Here is a 20,249-nt window from a genome sequence, read left to right as displayed (position 1 = left end):
TGAGGTTTAAGCTTTAAAGCTTAAACCTCAATTTTTAATCCATTAGTTTCAATATTATTTTTATCGTCTAAATAAAAATCAATTCTTCCCAGGTAAAGGCCATAACAGCCTACCTGATTTACCAGGACTTTTTTACCTGCTTTATTTGTTTCAACAGTAGGTTTTTCTAAAAAAGTATGGGTGTGACCGCCAATAATAAGGTCAATGTTTTCTGTGGCTTTTGCTAGTTTAAGGTCAGAGACTTTGTCGCTATTGTATTTGTAGCCTAAGTGCGAAAGGCAAATTACCAGGTCGCATTTTTTTTCTTCTTTTAAAATTCGGCTTTGGTCTTGTGCAATTTCTATAGGATCCAGGTATTTAGTTTCTTTGTAAAGACTATCGTTTACCAGCCCTTGTAATTCAACCCCCAAACCAAAAACGCCAATTTTAACTCCGTCTTTTGTAAAAACTTTATGTTGGTGGGTATGGCCATCCAGTACAGTATTGCTGAAGTTGTAATTAGAGGAAATAAAACTGAATTCGGCATGTGGGAGTTGCGCAAGTAAACCATCTATACCATTATCGAAATCGTGGTTTCCTATGGTAGCAGCATCGTATTGCATTTTACTCATTAGTTTAAATTCCAATTCCCCCCCATAGAAATTAAAGTATGGTGTGCCCTGAAAAATATCTCCCGCGTCTAACAATAGCGTATTTGGGTTTTCATTTTTAATCTGCTCAATTAAAGTTGCCCGCCTGGCAACACCACCCATATTTGGATTCCTGGAATTATCGGGGCCAAAAGGCTCAATATGGCTGTGAACATCGTTGGTATGCAGAATGGTAATATGCTTTTTATAATTTGGCTTAAAAGAAAATGTGCTTAAACCACCAATTCCTATAAACGCAGTTGCTGCCGAGGTTTGTTGAATAAAATTTCTTCTTTTCATTATTTTCTTCTCAATAATCGAAATTTAGATAGCTGTATGTGAATTTCGAAATTAAAAACTTAATTAATAGACTTTTATAAAGCTTCTTTGTTGGCACCGCCAAAGGGTGTAATACCCCCGAGGTAGTTTACTGTCTAATAAACCTATTGTCTTTAGTTACTTTTAAGGTGTCTACTTTTTTAAAATAATCTATAATAGCATTACGTAACTTATAATTTATTTTAGTTAGGCCTACCGGATTCTTAAAAAACAGCATATTATCGCCCCCTTGCTGTAAATAGTCTGAGGTGGCTACAAAATAAGTCTTGTCTTTTTCTATTTTTTTTCCTTTTATTTCTGCGCTTTTAACTTTATAATTTTTATTCATTATAATTTGAATGCCACTTACGGGATGGGCAGTTTTTGCACGCTCAAGATAAGTAAGCATTTCTTTGATTTTTGCTCCAGAAATTTCAGCAATCACAATTTCATTCTCAAAAGGCATTAGTGCGTAGGCGCTTCTGGTAGATATTTTTCCTTTATTTAAGCCAGCTCTAATTCCGCCGTGATTAAGCAGAACCATATCTATCTCGTTTCCTGTTCTGCTTTTAAAAACAGGACCGGCTTGTTCCATAACCACATCGGCCATTAAATTACCAATGGCAGTATTTAAATCGCCGTCGCTTTTTACCATAGCCCGCGGATTATAAGCTAATGTGCTATCTAAAGTTTTATTTAAATGCTCTTTAAAAGGGGTTATAAACTCTTTTATTTCAGTATTGGATTCAATCTTGTTATCTATAGCAATACGCTGCCCTTTAACTTTAGCCGTTTCAATAGAATCGTCTTTACAGCTCAGTATAATTAGGGCAAAGAATGCGTAATTAATCAATTTGAATAATTTCATCTTTATTTTATTAAAAATGCAAAGATAAATAGATTATCTGTGTAGTTAAGGTTTTGTCTTTTAAAACTATAGCGGTAATTCAGCGAGGAAAATAGATGTTTTGTCGAAAAATGGGAGACAAGCTTAAAAATGAGCCTTGCTATCCCTCTAAAAAAGAAATTTAACAATATTATTTTTTTATTTTCGGCAGGCAAATGAATGAAAATGAGTTTTTTTCAATATTTATTACTTCTTTTCCTTCCGGTATTGAGCGTAAATATATATGCTGCAATAGGGGATTTGAATTGGTTGATGCGGCTAACTCAGCTTCTATTTATTGTAGGTGTTTTTGTTATATACGTAAGGCGCAATAAAAAAATAGGCTTTAATGCATTGTGTTTTTTTGTTTTTTTCTTCCTGGCTCAGCTTGTAGGGCTCTTTTTTCATTCAGATACCTTTTCATTTCTTTTACTTCTCTTCTATATAGGTGGTTATTTTTGCTTGTGTAGAGAGGCTTTTCAAAACACTCAAAGACAGGCTGCCACTAAAAGTATGCTTATATACTTTCTGCTTTTAATAAGTGTAAACACCTATCTTTTGTTTACCCATGTAACAGAACTCAAAGATTATATGAGTAATGATTTAGAGTTTGCGGTATATATACTTTATTATCTTAATTTATTGATTCTGGGGATAGTTGGACTTATCTATTACCTAAATTCCTACTCAAGAAAATCGGTATACTTTATTACCCTGATGCTTTCATTTATTTTTTCTGATGTTTTAAGGGATGGAGCACATTTTTATTTAAACGACTCTGCAATTTTAATCACCGGTAATTTATTATGGTTTACGGGTTTAATATTTTGCTTGCTTTTCTTCCTTACCCCAGAGCGTAAACTTAGGCTAATGAACCTGGTTTAAATGATATAAGAAACATTGTATTCTGTTCATTTTTTAACAGAAAAAATAAAGCTGTTAAATATGTGCTTCATTTAAAAACCGAAGCTAAGTTTTGCTTTTAAACATATACAAAATCAATACATTTGTCTCCCAAAAATCTTGCGGTTTTAATTTAAAAATGGCAAGCCTTTTGGATTATCATCAAAATAAAAAAATATAATGAAATCATTTATTGGTACCGGTGTAGCTTTAATAACTCCTTTTAAGGAAGACTTATCGGTAGATGTACAAGCACTGGAGAACCTGGTAGAGAGCCAGATTGAGAACGGAGTAGATTACCTGGTGGTTTTAGGAACAACCGCCGAAAGTGCCAGTCTTGATAAAGAAGAAAAGCAACTAGTAAAAAATACCGTAGTTAAGCAGAATAATAACCGACTTCCTCTGGTTTTAGGCCTTGGTGGAAATAATACCCGTTTGGTATGTGAAGAGTTGAAAGCTGAAGATTTTACAGGTTTTGACGCCATACTTTCGGTTTCTCCTTTTTATAATAAACCAACCCAGGAAGGAATCTATCAGCACTTTAAAGCGGTGTCTACTGCTTCTCCTTTGCCCATAATTCTTTATAATGTACCGGGGAGAACTGCATCTAATATGCTGCCGGAAACTATAAATCGTATAGCAAGGGATTTTGAAAATGTAATCGGGGTTAAAGAAGCTGCCGGAGATATGGTGCAGGCAATGAAATTAATAAGCTTGGTACCGGAAGATTTTCTCGTGATTTCAGGAGACGATATGCTTACCCTGCCTATGACCTTGGCCGGGGGTAAAGGAGTAATTTCTGTGATTGCACAGGGCTTACCTGTCGAGTTCTCTAAAATGGTGTCGCTGGGCTTAGATGGTAAATCGGCCGAAGCTTATAAACTTCATTATAAAATACAACACTCTATAGATTTAATTTTTGCCGAAGGGAATCCGGCCGGAATTAAAGCCTTGTTGGCCCAAAAAGGGAGCATTGAGAATTATGTGAGATTGCCTTTAGTAAAGGCTACACCTGAACTTCAGCAGCAAATTCAGGATTTCCTTAGCAATTTTAAATAATGTAGTTAGATCTCGATTCTCGAGTGTCTTTTAAAAACTAATTACAGAGACTGTCTGAAAAGTCTAGTTTCGTCAGGCTGAATCTGCCAATCCATTTAGGCGGGCTTTTTTTAGCTTCTAACATGTTTTGAATACCAACATCTTAGATTCTGAAATAACCCCGATAGCTTTCGGGGTAGAATGACGATTTAAAAGCTTTTCAGATAGTTTTATTTTTTTCAGTAATAACTTATTTTTTTCTTCATAATATAATAAAAAGGGAGTTAGAAGGTTGTTTAAGGCTATAGCACAAAGTTTTTTTTATACTGAAGAAAAATGTACTTTTGCCAGATGTTTTTACAAATGATGAAGAAAGCAATTTTATTAGCAGCAGTTTTAATGCTCACTGTATCCTGCGGGGAATATCAGGACTTACTTAAAAGTGATGATAGCGGAAAGAAATATTCTTATGCCGAACAGCTTTATAACGAAGCCCAGGAAAATGGAGACAAGCGCAAGTATCGCAAGGCCTTAAGGTTGTTTGAACAAATTGTTCAGCAATACCGTGGAAAACCACAAGGGGAGAAACTTAGTTTCTTATTTGCCAATACTTATTACGAATTAGGTGATTATTACCTTTCTTCTTATGAATTTGAGCGTTTTCAGCAATCTTACCCTAATAGTGAAAAAGTAGAAGAAGCTGCTTATAAAAAGGCTAGAAGCTTTTATGAACTTTCACCAAGATATGATTTAGATCAAACCGATACTAATAAAGCTGTTACAGAGTTACAGGCTTATTTAAATACATTTCCGGAAGGGGAGTACGTAGATAGGGCCAATGAGATGGCGACCGAGTTGCGTATAAAACTAGAGAAAAAAGAATTCGAAATAGCTAAGCAATATCATTTAACAGGCGAGGCCAGAGCCGGAAACTACAGGGCTGCTATTACTTCATTTACAAACTTTTTGGCCAATAATCCCGGTTCTCCTTTTAGGGAATCTGCCCAATATTATAGATTCGATTCTGCCTATAGATTAGCAATTAATAGCTTTAGGAGTTTAATGGAAGAACGCCTTAATGAAGCACTCGAGTTTTACGAAACCTATAAAAAATATTATCCGGAAGGCGAGTATATGGCGCCCATGGAAGCTTCGGCAGAAGATATAAAATCACGCTTACAAAATTTTTAATAGTAGAAGAAAGATGGATATTAAAAAGACAGACGCACCAATTAACACAATTACCTTCGATAAAAACAAGGTAGACGAGCCAACAGGTAATATATACGAGGCTATTTCGGTGGTTGCTAAAAGAGCTAATCAAATTAATTCTGAGATCAAAAAGGAATTATTGGAAAAGCTTGATGAGTTTGCTACGTACAACGATAGTCTTGACGAGATTTTTGAAAACAAAGAGCAAATAGAGGTTTCTAAGTTTTATGAAAAACTTCCAAAACCACATGCGCTTGCTATGCAAGAATGGTTAGATGGTAAAATCTATTACCGAAACACAAAAGATTCTGAAGCAGAAGCTTAAGCAAGATGTCTGTACTAAAAGGCAAAAAAGTACTTCTTGGTATTAGTGGCGGTATTGCTGCTTATAAATCTGCTTTTTTAGTACGTTTATTTATTAAGGCCGGTGCGCAGGTAAAAGTTATCATGACGCCGGCTGCCAAAGAATTTGTAACCCCGCTCACCTTATCTACTTTGTCGAAAAATGAGGTGTTTTCTTCTTTTACCGAAGATGATGAAGATGAGCAATGGAACAATCATGTAGAACTCGGCCTTTGGGCCGATTTTATGCTTCTAGCCCCTGCAACAGCCAATACCTTGTCTAAAATGGCTTCGGGCAATAGCGATAATTTTTTGCTGGCAACCTATCTCTCGGCCAAATGCCCGGTGTTTTTTGCACCTGCAATGGATTTAGATATGTTTAAGCATCCTTCCACAACCAATAGTTTTGAAACCTTAAAGTCTTACGGAAATATTATGATTCCGGCAGGAACAGGTGAACTTGCCAGTGGTTTAACAGGTGAGGGGAGAATGGCAGAGCCTGAAGTGATTATAGATTTTTTAGAAAATTATTTTTCTGAAAACCTACCCTTAAAGGGAAAGAAGCTGTTAATAACCGCCGGGCCAACTTACGAGGCTATAGATCCGGTACGCTTTATAGGAAATCATTCCAGTGGTAAAATGGGCTTTGAATTGGCTAAAAAAGCCGCCGATTTTGGTGCTGAGGTAATTCTAATTTCTGGTCCTACTCACCTAGAAATTAATGATTCAAGGATTAATTTAATACGTGTGGTGAGTACAGGCGAAATGTATACCGCCGTGCATAATTATTTTGAAGATGTTGATGTGGCTATTGCAGCTGCTGCGGTTTCAGATTATACCCCAAAAAATGTAGCTACACAAAAAATTAAAAAGGCCGATGAGAATTTAAGCCTGGAGCTTACCAAAACCCCGGATATTCTCTTATCTATGGGTAAAAAGAAAACCCATCAAAAACTTATTGGCTTTGCCCTGGAAACCAATAACGAACTTGTGCATGCAAGAGAAAAGCTGCTTAAGAAAAATCTAGACTTTATTGTGCTTAATTCTATGAATGATGCCGGTGCCGGCTTTAAAAAAGACACGAATAAAGTTACTTTGGTCTATAAAGATTCAGAAAAAGCCTTTGATCTTAAATCCAAGGCAGAAGTGGCTACTGATATTATAAATGAAATTGTACATTTGTTAGATGCGTAACTTTCTGTTTTTTATTTTTTTACTTGCCGGGATAACTTCTACCCGTGCCCAGGAGCTCAATTGCGAAATAGTAATAAATACCGAACAAACAGGCCAAAGCAATCTTTCTGTTTTTAGAACTTTAGAGAACTCACTACGGGAATTTGTAAATCAAACTTCCTGGACCAGTAAAGAATTTGAGCCGGGAGAACGTATTAATTGTAGTATGTTTATTACTATAACTGAGTTTGAAGGCGAATCGTTTAGTGGTACCATCCAGGTGCAATCTTCAAGGCCGGTATATGGTACTAATATGGTTAGCCCTGTTTTTAATTTTAACGATAATCAATTCAGTTTTAATTACAGGGAATATGAGCCGTTAAATTATAGTCAGAACTCTTTTTCCAATAATCTGGTTTCTGTGGTTTCTTTTTATGTGTATACTATTTTAGGTTTGGATGCCGATACTTTTGCTAAAGAGGGCGGAACCGATTATTACCAGGAAGCTAATCAAATCGTAAATACAGCGCAACAAAGCGGAAGGACAGGCTGGAACGGTGCCGATGGCCAAAACTCGCGTTTTAGGTTGAATTCCGATTTGCTTTCTAATATGTTTACCGAATATCGTACTGCTTTATACCAATATCATCGCCAGGGATTAGATGTAATGCATAAAGATTCTGAAGCCGGGAAAATAGCTATTGCCGATGCGATAGAAAGCTTAAACACTATGAATTCCCGACGGGCAAATTCTTTGCTACTAAGGAGCCTTTTTGATGCCAAAGCCGATGAAATTAGTCAGATTTTTAGTGATGGGCCAGATATTAACCGCCCTGGCTTTAAAGAAACTTTAAGTGGTCTTGCTCCGCGTTATTCCAGAAATTGGAGAAACCTGCAATAGGCTTTTTAAGTTTATAATCTTAATTTAGGTAGATTTTTATCTTTAAAACCTGTTTAATTCAAATTCTTAGAGTTGCCAAAACTTATGGAATCAATCCAAAAGTTTATTGTTGATTGGGAATAATTTCTCCCTTATATTTAGCCAAAATTTAGTTTACATTGCTTACAGCTCTATCTATAAAAAATTACGCCTTAATTGAAGATATAAATATTAGGCTTCAGGAAGGTTTTACGATAATTACAGGCGAAACAGGTGCCGGTAAATCTATTATGTTGGGTGCACTTGGCCTTCTTTTAGGAAACCGCGCCGACTATGGTAGTATTAGGGACACAGATAAAAAGTGTGTAATAGAAGGCTCTTTTAATATTGCTAATTACAGATTAAAAGATTTCTTCGAGTCGGCAGACCTGGATTATGAGGAAAATACAATTATTAGGCGCGAAATTTTGTCTTCGGGAAAATCCCGTGCCTTTGTAAACGATACGCCGGTAAAGTTAACTTCGTTGCAAAAACTTGGGCAGTATTTAATAGATATTCACAGTCAGCACGAAACTTTAAGTTTGGGTAATAACGATTATCAATTTCAGGTAATTGATACTATTGCCAATAGCGATGCTTTGCTGTTGGAGTATAAAACCGAACGTAAATCATACAAAGACCTTCAAAAAAAGCTGGAGAATTTAAAAGAGCAGCAGGCGCAGGCCACCAAAGAATATGATTATAACCTGTTTTTGTTAAACGAGCTTGAAGAAGCGCGCTTAGAGGAAGGAATACAGGAAGAACTGGAAGCCCGCTATGAAGAATTAAGCAATGTGGAAGAGCTAACCGAAAACCTAAGTTCGGCCTTAAATTTATTGGAACAGGAGGAAATTGGAAGTTTAGATAGTTTAAAACAGGCGCGAGCTTCCCTGTCTAAAATAGCCGGTTTATCTTCAAATTATGAAAATTTTCATCAGCGAATTGAAAGTGTAATTATTGAATTAGATGATCTTTCAGGCGAACTAAGCCAGGCTTTAGAAAATATAGAGGCTAATCCTGAAGAGCTTGAAGCAACCAACCAAAAACTTCAGGTGATCTATAATTTACAGAAAAAACATTCCGCAGAAAATATCGCCGAATTAATACAGATAAAAGAGGAATTGCAGGAAAAAGTAGCTGTAAGTGAAAATGCAGAAAATGCGCTTTCTGAAATAGAAAAGGCTATTGTTAAGCAGGAAAGTAAATTGGGCGCTATTGCCGATAAGCTTCATGAAAAACGAAAAGCCATCGTTCCTACTTTTATTAAAGAAGTAGAATTTTTATTAAACGACCTGGGAATGCCAAACGCACGCCTAAAAATAGAACTTAAAAAAGCAGGCGGTTTTCTAGCGAATGGCAGGGACGAATTATTCTGGTACCTGGCAGCTAATAAAGGTGGTGATTTTAAAGAAATTAAAAAAGCAGCTTCCGGAGGGGAACTTTCCAGGATTATGTTGGCGGTAAAAAGTATTTTGGCGGCCCAAAGTAAACTTCCTACTATTATTTTTGATGAAATAGATACAGGGGTTTCCGGTGACATAGCGCAAAAAATGGCCGGTATTTTACAGCGTATGGGGAATTCCATGCAGGTAATTGCTATTACTCACCTGCCGCAAATTGCCGGTAAGGGAAATAGTCATTTTAAAATTTTTAAAGAAGATTCAGTCAATGCTACAACCACTAAAATTAAGGAATTAGAAGCTGAGCAAAGAATTGAAGAACTAGCCCTTATGCTTGGTGGGGCAACAATTGGAAAGTCGGCAATGGCACATGCAAGAGCACTTCTGGATTAAAACTATGGGCTGATTGTAATTTTGCTATCTTTACCGCAAAATTGGGAGCTAAAGCACTTTGAGGCTTGCTTCGAAATTTAATATTTATCATTACAAATACCTTTTTGAGTTTTCTCTGAGGTAATTAAGCTAACAACCACGAAAAAATATATCACTATGTCATACAACCTGTTAAAAGGAAAAAAAGGAATTATTTTTGGCGCTTTAGATGAAAATTCCATTGCCTGGAAAACCGCCGAAAGAGTGAAAGAAGAGGGTGGGGAATTTGTGCTTACCAATGCTCCTATTGCGTTAAGAATGGGTACTATTGATAAACTGGCCGAAAAGACCGGTTCGCAAGTTATTCCTGCTGATGCTACTAACCTGGAAGATCTGGAAAACCTGGTTGAAAAATCTATGGAAATCCTGGGTGGGAAAATAGACTTTGTACTTCACGCTATTGGGATGTCGGTAAACGTAAGAAAAGGAAATCATTATACAGAGCAGAATTACGATTTCACCCAAAAAGGTTGGGATATTTCTGCGGTGTCTTTTCATAAAACCATGCAGGTACTTTACAAAAAAGAAGCGATGAACGAGTGGGGAAGTATCGTAGCACTTAGCTATATGGCCGCACAACGTGTATTTCCCGATTATAATGATATGGCCGATAATAAAGCCTTTTTAGAGTCTATTGCCCGCAGCTTTGGTTATTTCTTTGGGAAAGATCACAAAGTAAGAGTGAACACTATTTCACAGTCACCAACCCCAACCACTGCAGGACAGGGTGTAAAAGGATTTGACGGATTTATCGCCTATGCCGATAAAATGTCGCCACTTGGTAATGCAACCGCGTTAGAGTGTGCCGATTATACTGTGAGCCTTTTCTCTGATCTTACTAAAAAAGTTACTCTTCAAAATCTTTTCCACGATGGTGGTTTTGCCAATATGGGCGTAAGCCAGGAAGTTATGGAGTCTTTTATTAAAGGACAGGAGGAAAAATAAAATTTATTCACGCTGAACTTGTTTTATGTATGGGTTTTTAACTAAGCCTATACCCTGAAACAAGTTCAGGGTGACTTTTTTTTCATGTCATGCTGAACCTACCCGATGGGTTAGGTGGGCTTGTTTTAGGGTCTAATATGATGGGAACTCCACTCAACCTGGATTCTGAAACAAGTTCAGGATGACGAAAAAAACAACGTTATGATGGGCTCATTTCAGCATCTATTGTAATATGCGCTTTTGCTCAACTTATACCTCCGATAGAAATCGGAGCAAACACTGAAACCAGTTCAGGCTAAGTAGAAAAGTAGTTTCAGTGTAATATTGATTTAGAATAAAGAGTTCACAATTAAGGTCACGCTGAATTTATTTCAGCGTTTAGTTTGAATAAAAGTTCTCACAACTTATACCTTCGATAGAAATCGGAGCAGGTTCTGAAAAAAGTTAATGGTGACGTTAAGAAGAAATATTTAATTAAAAATCTTCAAATTCTATTTAAAGCATGGCCCCGGATTATTCTTTTGTAATTCCCGTGTACAATCGCCCCGATGAGGTGAGGGAGTTGTTGGAAAGCATGCTTAAGCTTCAATTTTCACGAGATTTTGAGATTGTTATTGTGGAAGACGGCTCTAATATTTCTTCCCAAAAAATCGTAGAAGATTTTCAGGATAAGCTGTCTATTAGTTATTATTTTAAACCGAATTCCGGTCCTGGCGATTCCCGAAATTTTGGAATGAAAAAAGCCAAAGGGAATTACTTTCTTATTTTAGATTCTGATGTTTTATTACCACAAAATTATCTGCAGGAAATAGATAGTTTCCTTAAGAAAAATTATTGTGATTGCTTTGGTGGGCCAGACGCTTCACACCCTTCATTTAGCAAAACCCAAAAAGCCATAGATTATGCCATGACCTCCTTTTTTACTACCGGGGGGATTAGGGGTAAAAAATCTTCGGTGAACAATTTTCAGCCCAGGAGTTTTAATATGGGAATTTCCCAAAAAGCCTTTAAAGCATCAGGCGGATTTGGGCAAATTCATCCGGGCGAGGATCCCGATCTTTCACTTCGGCTAAAAAAAATGGGCTTTAAACTCTGTCTTATCCCCAAAGCTGTGGTTTTTCATAAACGCCGTATAGACTGGTCTAAATTTTATACCCAGGTGAAAAAATTTGGCCTGGTAAGACCAATCCTTAACCAGTGGCATAAAGGTTCTGCCAGGATTACCTATTGGTTCCCGGCGGTTTTTGCATTTGGGCTTTTGTTTGCTATTCTGATTTTAAAATTCGGATTTTGGTGGTTATTTCTATTATATGTTTTATATTTTGTACTTATAGCCACCCACGCTGCTATTAAAAATGGAAGTTTAGAAATTGGCTTTTTGGCTGTTTATGCTACATTGGTACAATTTCTTGGTTATGGGTACGGTTTTATAACGTCGGTTTGGTATATTCAAATTTTAAAAAAAGACCCTCAATTAAAATTTCCGAATTTATTCTTTAAAAATGTTTAAAAACATAGAATTTAAACGAATTTCTGTAAAAAAATCCAGCCTAAAGACCTTTGGGTTCTTTTTGCTGTTCTCTTCTTTTATATGGTTTTCAGTGCAAATTTCTAAAGAGTATACGCAAATAATAGACATTCCGGTTTCTTATGTAAACATTCCTTTAGACAAGAGTATAACTAAAGAAAGACCCGGCTTTTTAAAATTAAGGATTCAGGATAAGGGTTTTGCTATTTGGTATTATAAACTTTTTAAGCCCAGGGTAGAACTGGATCTTGGAAAAGCCTTAGAGCAGAATGGGGCCCTGGTTTATAACTTTGAAGCTAACCGGGAGACACTGGAAGACCAGGTTAATATTAATTTCGAAAAAGCCCGGTTTTTACAGGAAAGTATCGCCATAGCTTATCAAGCTAAAAAAGTAAAAAAGATAAAGATAAAGCCCAGGATAGACTTAAGTTATGCAGTAGGTTATTCGGCTAGCAGAGAGATAAAACTAACTCCTGATTCTATAAAAGTAAGCGGCCCCGAAAACATTATTGATACTTTACAGAGCCTGCAAACGGTGAAATTACAGGTGAGCAATATTAAAACTGATGTTTCGGGTAGTGTGAGAGTAGATACTTCTAAGCTTGGAATGCTTAGCTTTTATACCACAAAAGTGAACTATAGCCAGGAGGTAGAGAAATTTACGGAAGGCAGCGTTAAAGTTCCGGTAACAGTCTTAAACTTACCTGAGAATACCAATATCTCTATATTTCCCAAACAGGTTCTGGTATATTTTCAGGTAAATTTAAAGCAATATGAAATGGTAAAACCCGAAGATTTTAGCGTGGTTTGCGATTTTAATGATATAAGTGAGGGAGATGACTTTATAATTGCCAGTATTGCGAAGTCCCCCTCTTTTGTTAGAAACCTTAGACTTAACGAACGTAAAATTCAATTTGTAATAAAAAGATGATGGTAGTGGGGCTAACAGGCGGTATTGGTAGTGGGAAAACTACAGTGGCGGGTTTCTTTAAAGAGAAAAACGTGCCGATTTATATTGCAGATGATGCCGGGAAACGCCTGCTGGAAACTTCAGCAGAAATAAGGGAGCATGTAATAAAATTAATAGGAGAAAAAGCTTACACCGATACTGCTCCCAATCGCAAGTACATTGCTTCTGTAGTATTTAAGGATTCAGAAAAATTAGAAGCTTTAAATAAAATAATCCATCCGGCGGTAGCAAAAGATTTTGAAAACTGGCAACGTAAACAAAAGGCCGCTTATGTAATTTACGAAGCCGCGATTCTGTTTGAAGCAGGTGGATATAAAAAATGCGATATAAATATTTTGGTTACCGCAACCAAAGAAGAAAAGCTTAAAAGATTGCAGGAACGTGACCAAAGTACTATTTCTGAAATTGAAGCACGAATGGAGAAACAATGGAGCGATGAGCAGAAGAGAAAACTGGCTGATTTTGAAATTGAAAACCACGATTTAACCCTTACCAGAAGCCGGGTTGACGAATTACATGAGATTATCTTAAAACGAGGTAAAAATTAGCAGAAGTTTTGTTAACATTTGGTTAAACGATTGACGCCCTAAATGTTAAAATATTACTTTTGGGCACATGAATAAGAAGCTTTTTTTACTGCTTGTAATCTTAATGAGCCTGTCCCTAATAGGTATTATTTTCGTACAGGGATACTGGATTAAGAGTACTGTAGATGATAAAGAAGCACAATTTACCTACGACGTTAAACAGGTGCTTTTGCGCGTGGCAAACCAAATTCAAAATCAGGAAATTGAAGATTACTGGATTAAATTTAAGGATGCCGATAGCACCAATAGTCGGTTAGAATCTTCTACCGTTACCGAATATTCTTACGTAAATCAGAATAAATTAAGAAACCAAACCCTTTTTCATTCAGATGCTATTTTAGAGGAAGATTATAAGGTTTCTTCTAGCTTTATAGAATCGGCAAGGGATAGTATTCCGTTCACCAAGCTTATCAATAAAAAAGTGACCAAAATTGTAAACAGTCGCAATAAAATAGATGGGAGGGAACTAAGTTCACAGCAGCAAATAGAGCGTATTATTCGAATGGACGAATATGAGAAAAATTTGTTGAAAGAATATATAGCCGATCATACCAGTAAGTTGCCTTTGCACCAAAGGGTAAGTGAACAAACTATAGAAAGGCTACTTGCCCAGGAGCTTAGCAATCGTGAGATAGCATCAGAGTTTGAGTATGGGGTTTATAGCAATAGTATTTCTACAAATTTGCATAGCGATGATTTTTCGCTTAGCCACCCGGCCACCTATGGTGTGCCACTTTTTGCAGACGACCTTGGGAATAGCAATTACCAGTTGTTGGTTAATTTCACCGAAAAGAAAAAAGTAGTGCTCTCTTCGGTAACTTTAATGGCATCACTTTCTATAATTTTTACCCTGATTATTGTAGTTGCGTATTCCAGCGCATTATCGCAATTGATAAAACAACGGCAAATTTCCCAGATAAAAACCGATTTTATCAATAATATGACCCACGAATTTAAAACACCTATCGCCACGATTAACCTGGCTTTAGATGCGATAAAAAACCCTAAGATTAGCGAAGATGAAGAAAAGAAAAGGCGCTATCTTAAAATGATTCGTGACGAAAATAAACGTATGCACGCCCAGGTAGAAAATGTTTTGCGCATTTCCAAACTTGAAAAAAACGAGCTGGACCTTAAAAAAGAAAGGCTGCAGTTACATGAAATTGTGGAAGATGCCATTACCCACATAGAACTTATAGTAGAAGATCGCGGCGGTTATGTACAAACCCATTTTGGAGCCTTACGCTCTTCAATTTTGGCCAATCAGGATCATTTTACCAATGTAATGGTTAATATGCTGGACAATGCTGTAAAATACTCAGACGATCGCCCCAAAATTGATATTTATACCGAAAATGTTAAGAACTACATCATTCTAAAAATCCGGGATCAGGGAATAGGAATGTCTAAGTTGGTTCAAAAGAAAATATTTGAAAAATTTTATCGCGAACATACCGGAGATATCCATAATGTAAAAGGCCACGGCTTAGGTTTGGCGTATGCCAAGCGAATTATAGAAGACCATCATGGACAGGTTTGGGTGGAAAGCGAAAAAGGAAAAGGAAGCACATTTATAATTAAATTACCTCTAATATCTTAAATATATGGAAACTGAAGACAAGAAAATTTTGTTAGTAGAAGACGATCCAAACTTTGGAACGGTCTTAAAAGATTATTTGGCGATGAACGATTACGAAGTAACACACGCCAAAAACGGAATGGAAGGATTTGAAAAGTTTAAAAAAGACGATTTCGACCTTTGTATCCTGGATGTAATGATGCCTTACAAAGATGGTTTTACCCTGGCTAAGGAAATAAGGGAGAAAAACGAAGATATTCCAATTATTTTCCTAACCGCTAAAGCGATGAAGGAAGATGTACTTAAGGGTTATAAGGTAGGAGCAGACGATTACCTAAACAAACCTTTTGATAGTGAAGTATTGCTTATGAAGATTAAAGCCATTATGCAGCGTAAAGCTACAGATAGTGTGGCAGACTCTAAGCAGTTTGAATTTGAAATTGGTTCGTTTCATTTAAACTCTAAATTAAGGTTCTTAACTTTTAAAGAGGAAGAACCACAAAAACTATCTCCAAAAGAGAACGAGTTGTTGCGTTTGCTTGCCCTGCACGAAAACGATTTGATGCCAAGGGAGCTGGCACTTACCAAAATATGGAGAGACGATAATTACTTTACTTCCAGAAGTATGGATGTATATATCGCCAAACTGCGTAAATACCTTAAAAAAGACGAGAATGTTGAAATTTTAAATATTCACGGCGAAGGATTTAGGTTGGTGGTAAAAAACCAGGAAAACGCCGAAGCATAAGGCAAGGCGGTTTTTTCAGTTTCCGGGAATAATGAGAGTGGCGTAAATGTATATTTTCGTCCATTTAAGATTTATCGTAATGCTGAGTTATTTCGGCGTCACATGTTTCGTTCTATCGTCATGCTAAATTTATTTCAGCATCTAAGTTGATAGGGATTCTAACATGTTAGATCGCCGAAAGAATTCGTGGCAGGCTCTGTAACTAGCACGCCTGAACGGATATGCAATTAAGCATGACGATATTTAGACGAAGAGTCTTAAGCAAAAAGGCTACTCTCATTGTTTTCCTCCCCGGGATTTTTTGTTAAGCTATACGTGCTATGCTCGGAGAGCGGTTTTCGGCTGCTTTTAAATTACGGAAAGCCGTAGAATTAACGTTATTTTTTAAGCTTTCCCATTACAAGTTTTATCTTTACTGCCGGAGGTGCTAATACCCGGCTATGAAACACGATTACTTTACATTACCCGGCTTTTCTTTTCGGTTACTACCGCTACACCTTTCTACAGTATTTTTTTTATTTCTTTTTTTATTGAATTTTACGCTTGGGTTTGGGCAGGACTGCACAATTACGAGTACAGCATCTAATCCTACAGATGAAAGTCCTATCCCTTTGGAACTAAATTTTGAAGGACCAATAAATCGCGATTTGGTTGCTGATGATTTTGATTTAACTAATGGAGGAATTGGTAAAATTGAAAGGGGAACTCCTGGGTTTGAAAATTCAAATAGTTCTGATATTAATGATTTTCCTGTTATTGCTGGTTTAACAGATTTTTTTCTATCAGGTTACGATGATCTTTTAGATGAAGAACAAAGAATGGCCTATTTAAGCGATAAAATTAGCCAATCTATAATATCAATCGACGTAGATTCCGATGGTGATATTTTCTATTTGACATTTGCAGACGGAGTTTTTCAATATTTGGAAAATGAGGCTGATAAGAATATAATTGGAGGTGATAAATTTTCTGTGCCATTGGATATGGTAATCGATAACAATGATAGAATTATAGTTGCAGATCCGGAGAATTTACGGGTTAGAATTTTTGGCCAGAACGGTGTTTTGGACTATGATATTGGTGGTGGTTTTGGGAATGGAAGTGGAGACTTTTATGGTCCAACTGGATTAGCCGTAAATGATGACAATATTTTATATGTAGCTGATCAATATGCTGGGGAATATTGTAAAAAAGATGACGATGGGAAGTGTGTAAATCCAAAACAAAACCTGGATCTGGTAAAGCTTTATAATCTAAATTCACCCGAGGAAGACTATATTAGACAGTACGGTTTTGATGTTATAGATGATCCTTATAGAATTGCGGTTGATGCCGCTAATAATGTTTATGTTTCCGATTCAGGAGATTCTGGACGGGTTTTAGTTTTTAATGATCAAGACCAGCAAGAAAACACAATTCTTGGTGGTTCAAGTGATTCGCCAGGAAGTATAATTATAGACGATTTTGGTTATGTATATGTAATAAATTATAACGGAGAATTAACTTTCTCAGACATTTATGTAGATCCTTTGGTTCTAATTACTAACTATGAAGAAATTCAAAATGCGGATTATCAGGTGGATGTTTATTCTCCTTATCCTAATTTAAATCCCGTTACCTCTTTTTCAAAAAATTTAAACTTACCTATTGATTTAGCATTAGATAATTGTAATAATATTTTGGTAAATGACCTAGAGTTAGGGGGCACTGCGGAATCTATACTGGATATTAAAGCTAATTTTGATTTTGATTTAGAAACATTTACGCGCCACGATAATTTTATAGCTGAAGTGACTCCTGATGAAGAAGGTGAAGTTGTAGTTGCTTTAAATTCTGAAAATGATTTTTTTTCTTGTGATCCGCAACCTGAATGTAGTTTTTCTATCGTTTACGGCACGCAAAATTTAAATACAGCTCCCACGGCGGTTGATGATGTTTACGCAGTAGACCAGGATGCTATTTTAAATGAATCTGCTCCCGGGGTTTTAGAAAATGATACTGATGCCGAAGCCGATAATTTAACAGCGAGTATTGTTAGCACTGTTTCCAACGGTACACTCACCTTAAATTCCGATGGCTCATTTATCTATGAGCCTAATACCGGTTATTTTGGTCCGGATAGTTTTACCTACATAGCCAATGATGGTATTGAAGATTCGGAAGTTGCTACGGTGAGTATCACTGTCAACCAGGTATCTCCAACAAACACAGCTCCCAAGGCGGTTGATGATGTTTACGTAGTAGATCAGGATGCTGTTTTAAATGAATCTGCTCCCGGGGTTTTAGAAAATGATACTGATGCCGAAGCCGATAATTTAACCGCAAATATTGTTAGCACTGTTTCCAACGGTACACTTACCTTAAATCCTGATGGTTCATTTATCTACGAGCCTAATACCGGTTATGTTGGTTCAGATAGTTTTACCTACGTAGCCAACGATGGTACAGATGATTCGGAAGTAGCTACGGTGAGTATCACTGTCAACCAGGTATCTCCAACTAACACAGCTCCCACAGCGGTTGATGATGTTTACGCAGTAGATCAGGATGCTATTTTAAATGAATCTGCTCCCGGGGTTTTAGAAAATGATACTGATGCTGAAGCCGATAATTTAACAACGAGTATTGTTAGCACTGTTTCCAACGGTACACTCACCTTAAATTCCGATGGCTCATTTATCTATGAGCCTAATACCGGTTATTTTGGTCCGGATAGTTTTACCTACATAGCCAATGATGGTATTGATGATTCGGAAGTTGCTACGGTGAGTATCACTGTCAACCAGGTATCTCCAACAAACACAGCTCCCAAGGCGGTTGATGATGTTTACGCAGTAGACCAGGATGCTATTTTAAATGAATCTGCTCCCGGGGTTTTAGAAAATGATACTGATGCCGAAGCCGATAATTTAACAGTGAGTATTGTTAGCACGGTTTCCAACGGTACACTCACCTTAAATTCTGATGGTTCATTTATCTACGAGCCTAATACCGGTTATTTTGGTCCGGACAGTTTTACCTACGTAGCCAATGATGGTATTGAAGATTCAGGAGTCGCAACGGTGAGTATAACTGTAAACGAGGTGTCTCCAACAAATACAGCTCCCACGGCGGTTGATGATGTTTACGTAGTAGATCAGGATGCTATTTTAAATGAATCTGCTCCCGGGGTTTTAGAAAATGATACTGATGCCGAAGCCGATAATTTAACAGCGAGTATTGTTAGCACGGTTTCCAACGGTACACTCACTTTTAATCCTGATGGTTCATTTATCTACGAGCCTAATACCGATTATTTTGGTTCAGACAGTTTTACCTACATAGCCAATGATGGTAATGATGATTCGGAAGTAGCTACAGTTACGATAACAGTTAATTCTACAAACCCCAACGCACCGGAAATAGATTGTGTAAACCACGAGCTTTTCCTGGATGAAAACGGACAGGCAGTTTTAAATCCCGGGGATCTTTTGGTTGGCGAGCCCGGGAACTTGTTAATAACTGCAGATAAAGTGAATTTTGACTGTACTAATTTAGGAGCAAATGATGTGATTTTAACAGCAACCGATCCTGAAACCGGTTTAAGCAGTACTTGTTCCGCCAGTATTTTTATAATAGATGATATTTTTCCGGTAGCAAGCTGTAAAATAGATTATAAAGTGTATCTGGACAACAGCGGCAATGCCACTTTAGCTCCCGAAGACCTAAATAACAATTCTACCGATAATTGTGGGATTGTTTCCATGGCCTTAAGTCAGACCGAATTTACCCGCGCCGATCTTGGAGAAGTACCTATAACTTTAACTGTACGCGACGAAGCTGGAAATTTGGATTCCTGTGAAACTACCGTAGAAGTAGTAGAGGAAGCTTCGGGCAATTTTGAATGCCGCGAGAGCATAGTGGTTTATCTAGATGAAAACGGAGAGGCCGGCCTGGGCCTGGAAGAGCTTTATACCGGAGATACAAGTGGAATAACCCTGGAAGCAAGTCAGTTAAGATTTAACTGTAACGATGTGGGGAAGGTTTCTGTTCAACTGGATTATTCAGGTGCACAAACCGGGAGTTGTAGCATTAGTGTAGAAGTGCAGGATGAAATCGCCCCAGAGATTATTACAGACGTGGTAGAACTTAATCTGGATACTGAAGGTTTTGCTTATTTAGAAGAAAACGATGTTTTAGTGCAGGATAATTGTAACCGGGAGTTTGTTTATCGTTTTGGGAAATCGGTTTTTAGTTGTGAAGATGTAGGCTCCAACACTATAAATGTTGAGGTGGAAGATATAAACGGTAATATCGCTACTAAAAATATTGAAGTGAGGGTAAATGGAGAAGCTTGCGAAACTCCAGACGATTTAAAGTTTTTATTTATCTATCCAAACCCCAATAACGGTATTTTTACCATTGTGACCCCCGATGGCATGACGGTAGAAAAGGTACGTGTTTTCGATTCCCGGGGGCGTTACATTCTACAGCAAAATTATAATGTGAGTGGCCGATTTTACCGAATGAGCATCGAAGCAGTGGCCGAATCGGTTTACACCCTGCAAATTCTCACCAACAAAGGCATTGTTGTAAAACGAGTGATTGTTAGTAGGTAGGGTTCGGTAAGCGGTGTAAGCGGTAAGCAGTTGGCAGTTACA

16 protein-coding genes are annotated in these 20,249 nt (G+C 37.1%); 14 read left to right on the top strand and 2 right to left on the bottom strand.

Annotated features, from left to right (window positions below; genetic code table 11):
- Positions 1 to 20: 20 nt before the first annotated feature.
- The gene (locus GUB10_RS12795; RefSeq protein WP_193711846.1) at positions 21 to 929 is read right to left on the bottom strand and encodes a bifunctional UDP-sugar hydrolase/5'-nucleotidase; all 909 of its coding nucleotides are present in this window, start codon (positions 927 to 929) and stop codon (positions 21 to 23) included.
- Positions 930 to 1,056: 127 nt separating this feature from the next.
- Positions 1,057 to 1,815: a 5'-nucleotidase C-terminal domain-containing protein gene (locus tag GUB10_RS12790; RefSeq protein WP_193711845.1), complete on the bottom strand. Its 759-nt coding sequence runs from the start codon at positions 1,813 to 1,815 to the stop codon at positions 1,057 to 1,059.
- 204 nt (positions 1,816 to 2,019) lie between these two features.
- Between GUB10_RS12790 and GUB10_RS12785 the strand changes: the two genes are divergently transcribed.
- The 14 genes from GUB10_RS12785 (at position 2,020) to GUB10_RS12720 (ending at position 20,207) form a co-directional block, all read left to right on the top strand.
- Complete coding sequence (locus tag GUB10_RS12785) at positions 2,020 to 2,718, top strand: hypothetical protein (protein WP_193711844.1); 699 nt, start codon at positions 2,020 to 2,022, stop codon at positions 2,716 to 2,718.
- Between the two features lie 198 nt (positions 2,719 to 2,916).
- Entirely contained in the window at positions 2,917 to 3,795 is an 879-nt protein-coding gene (dapA, locus tag GUB10_RS12780; protein ID WP_193711843.1) for a 4-hydroxy-tetrahydrodipicolinate synthase, read from the top strand.
- Positions 3,796 to 4,137: 342 nt separating this feature from the next.
- Positions 4,138 to 4,965 carry an outer membrane protein assembly factor BamD gene (locus GUB10_RS12775; RefSeq protein WP_227740396.1) on the top strand — a complete coding sequence of 276 codons (828 nt, stop codon included), beginning with the start codon at positions 4,138 to 4,140 and terminating at the stop codon, positions 4,963 to 4,965.
- 13 nt (positions 4,966 to 4,978) lie between these two features.
- A complete protein-coding gene (locus GUB10_RS12770; RefSeq protein WP_193711841.1) occupies positions 4,979 to 5,311 on the top strand; it encodes a DNA-directed RNA polymerase subunit omega in 333 nt (110 codons plus the stop codon).
- A gap of 5 nt (positions 5,312 to 5,316) precedes the next feature.
- A complete protein-coding gene (gene coaBC, locus GUB10_RS12765) occupies positions 5,317 to 6,522 on the top strand; it encodes a bifunctional phosphopantothenoylcysteine decarboxylase/phosphopantothenate--cysteine ligase CoaBC (RefSeq protein WP_193711840.1) in 1,206 nt (401 codons plus the stop codon).
- On the top strand, positions 6,515 to 7,402 hold the full coding sequence (locus GUB10_RS12760) for a DUF4835 family protein (protein ID WP_193711839.1): 888 nt from the start codon (positions 6,515 to 6,517) through the stop codon (positions 7,400 to 7,402). Before coaBC ends, GUB10_RS12760 begins: the two co-directional genes overlap by 8 nt.
- Positions 7,403 to 7,560: 158 nt before the next feature.
- A complete protein-coding gene (recN, locus tag GUB10_RS12755; RefSeq protein ID WP_193711838.1) occupies positions 7,561 to 9,213 on the top strand; it encodes a DNA repair protein RecN in 1,653 nt (550 codons plus the stop codon).
- Positions 9,214 to 9,369: 156 nt separating this feature from the next.
- A complete protein-coding gene (locus tag GUB10_RS12750) occupies positions 9,370 to 10,197 on the top strand; it encodes an enoyl-ACP reductase (RefSeq protein WP_193711837.1) in 828 nt (275 codons plus the stop codon).
- Between the two features lie 502 nt (positions 10,198 to 10,699).
- Entirely contained in the window at positions 10,700 to 11,707 is a 1,008-nt protein-coding gene (locus tag GUB10_RS12745; RefSeq protein WP_193711836.1) for a glycosyltransferase family 2 protein, read from the top strand.
- Positions 11,700 to 12,656, top strand: coding sequence for a YbbR-like domain-containing protein (locus tag GUB10_RS12740; RefSeq protein WP_193711835.1), 957 nt, complete (start codon positions 11,700 to 11,702; stop codon positions 12,654 to 12,656). Before GUB10_RS12745 ends, GUB10_RS12740 begins: the two co-directional genes overlap by 8 nt.
- A complete protein-coding gene (gene coaE, locus GUB10_RS12735; protein WP_193711834.1) occupies positions 12,653 to 13,243 on the top strand; it encodes a dephospho-CoA kinase in 591 nt (196 codons plus the stop codon). Before GUB10_RS12740 ends, coaE begins: the two co-directional genes overlap by 4 nt.
- A 67-nt stretch (positions 13,244 to 13,310) precedes the next feature.
- The gene (locus tag GUB10_RS12730) at positions 13,311 to 14,882 is read left to right on the top strand and encodes a sensor histidine kinase KdpD (RefSeq protein WP_193711833.1); all 1,572 of its coding nucleotides are present in this window, start codon (positions 13,311 to 13,313) and stop codon (positions 14,880 to 14,882) included.
- 4 nt (positions 14,883 to 14,886) lie between these two features.
- Positions 14,887 to 15,609, top strand: a complete 723-nt coding sequence (locus GUB10_RS12725) for a response regulator transcription factor (RefSeq protein ID WP_193711832.1) — start codon at positions 14,887 to 14,889, stop codon at positions 15,607 to 15,609.
- A 440-nt stretch (positions 15,610 to 16,049) separates the two neighbouring features.
- Entirely contained in the window at positions 16,050 to 20,207 is a 4,158-nt protein-coding gene (locus tag GUB10_RS12720) for an Ig-like domain-containing protein (RefSeq protein ID WP_193711831.1), read from the top strand.
- The last annotated feature ends 42 nt before the right edge of the window (positions 20,208 to 20,249 follow it).

This window comes from Salegentibacter sp. BLCTC, assembly GCF_015143665.1.
Lineage (GTDB): Bacteria > Bacteroidota > Bacteroidia > Flavobacteriales > Flavobacteriaceae > Salegentibacter > Salegentibacter maritimus.
This window is presented reverse-complemented; position numbering and strand designations above follow the sequence as displayed.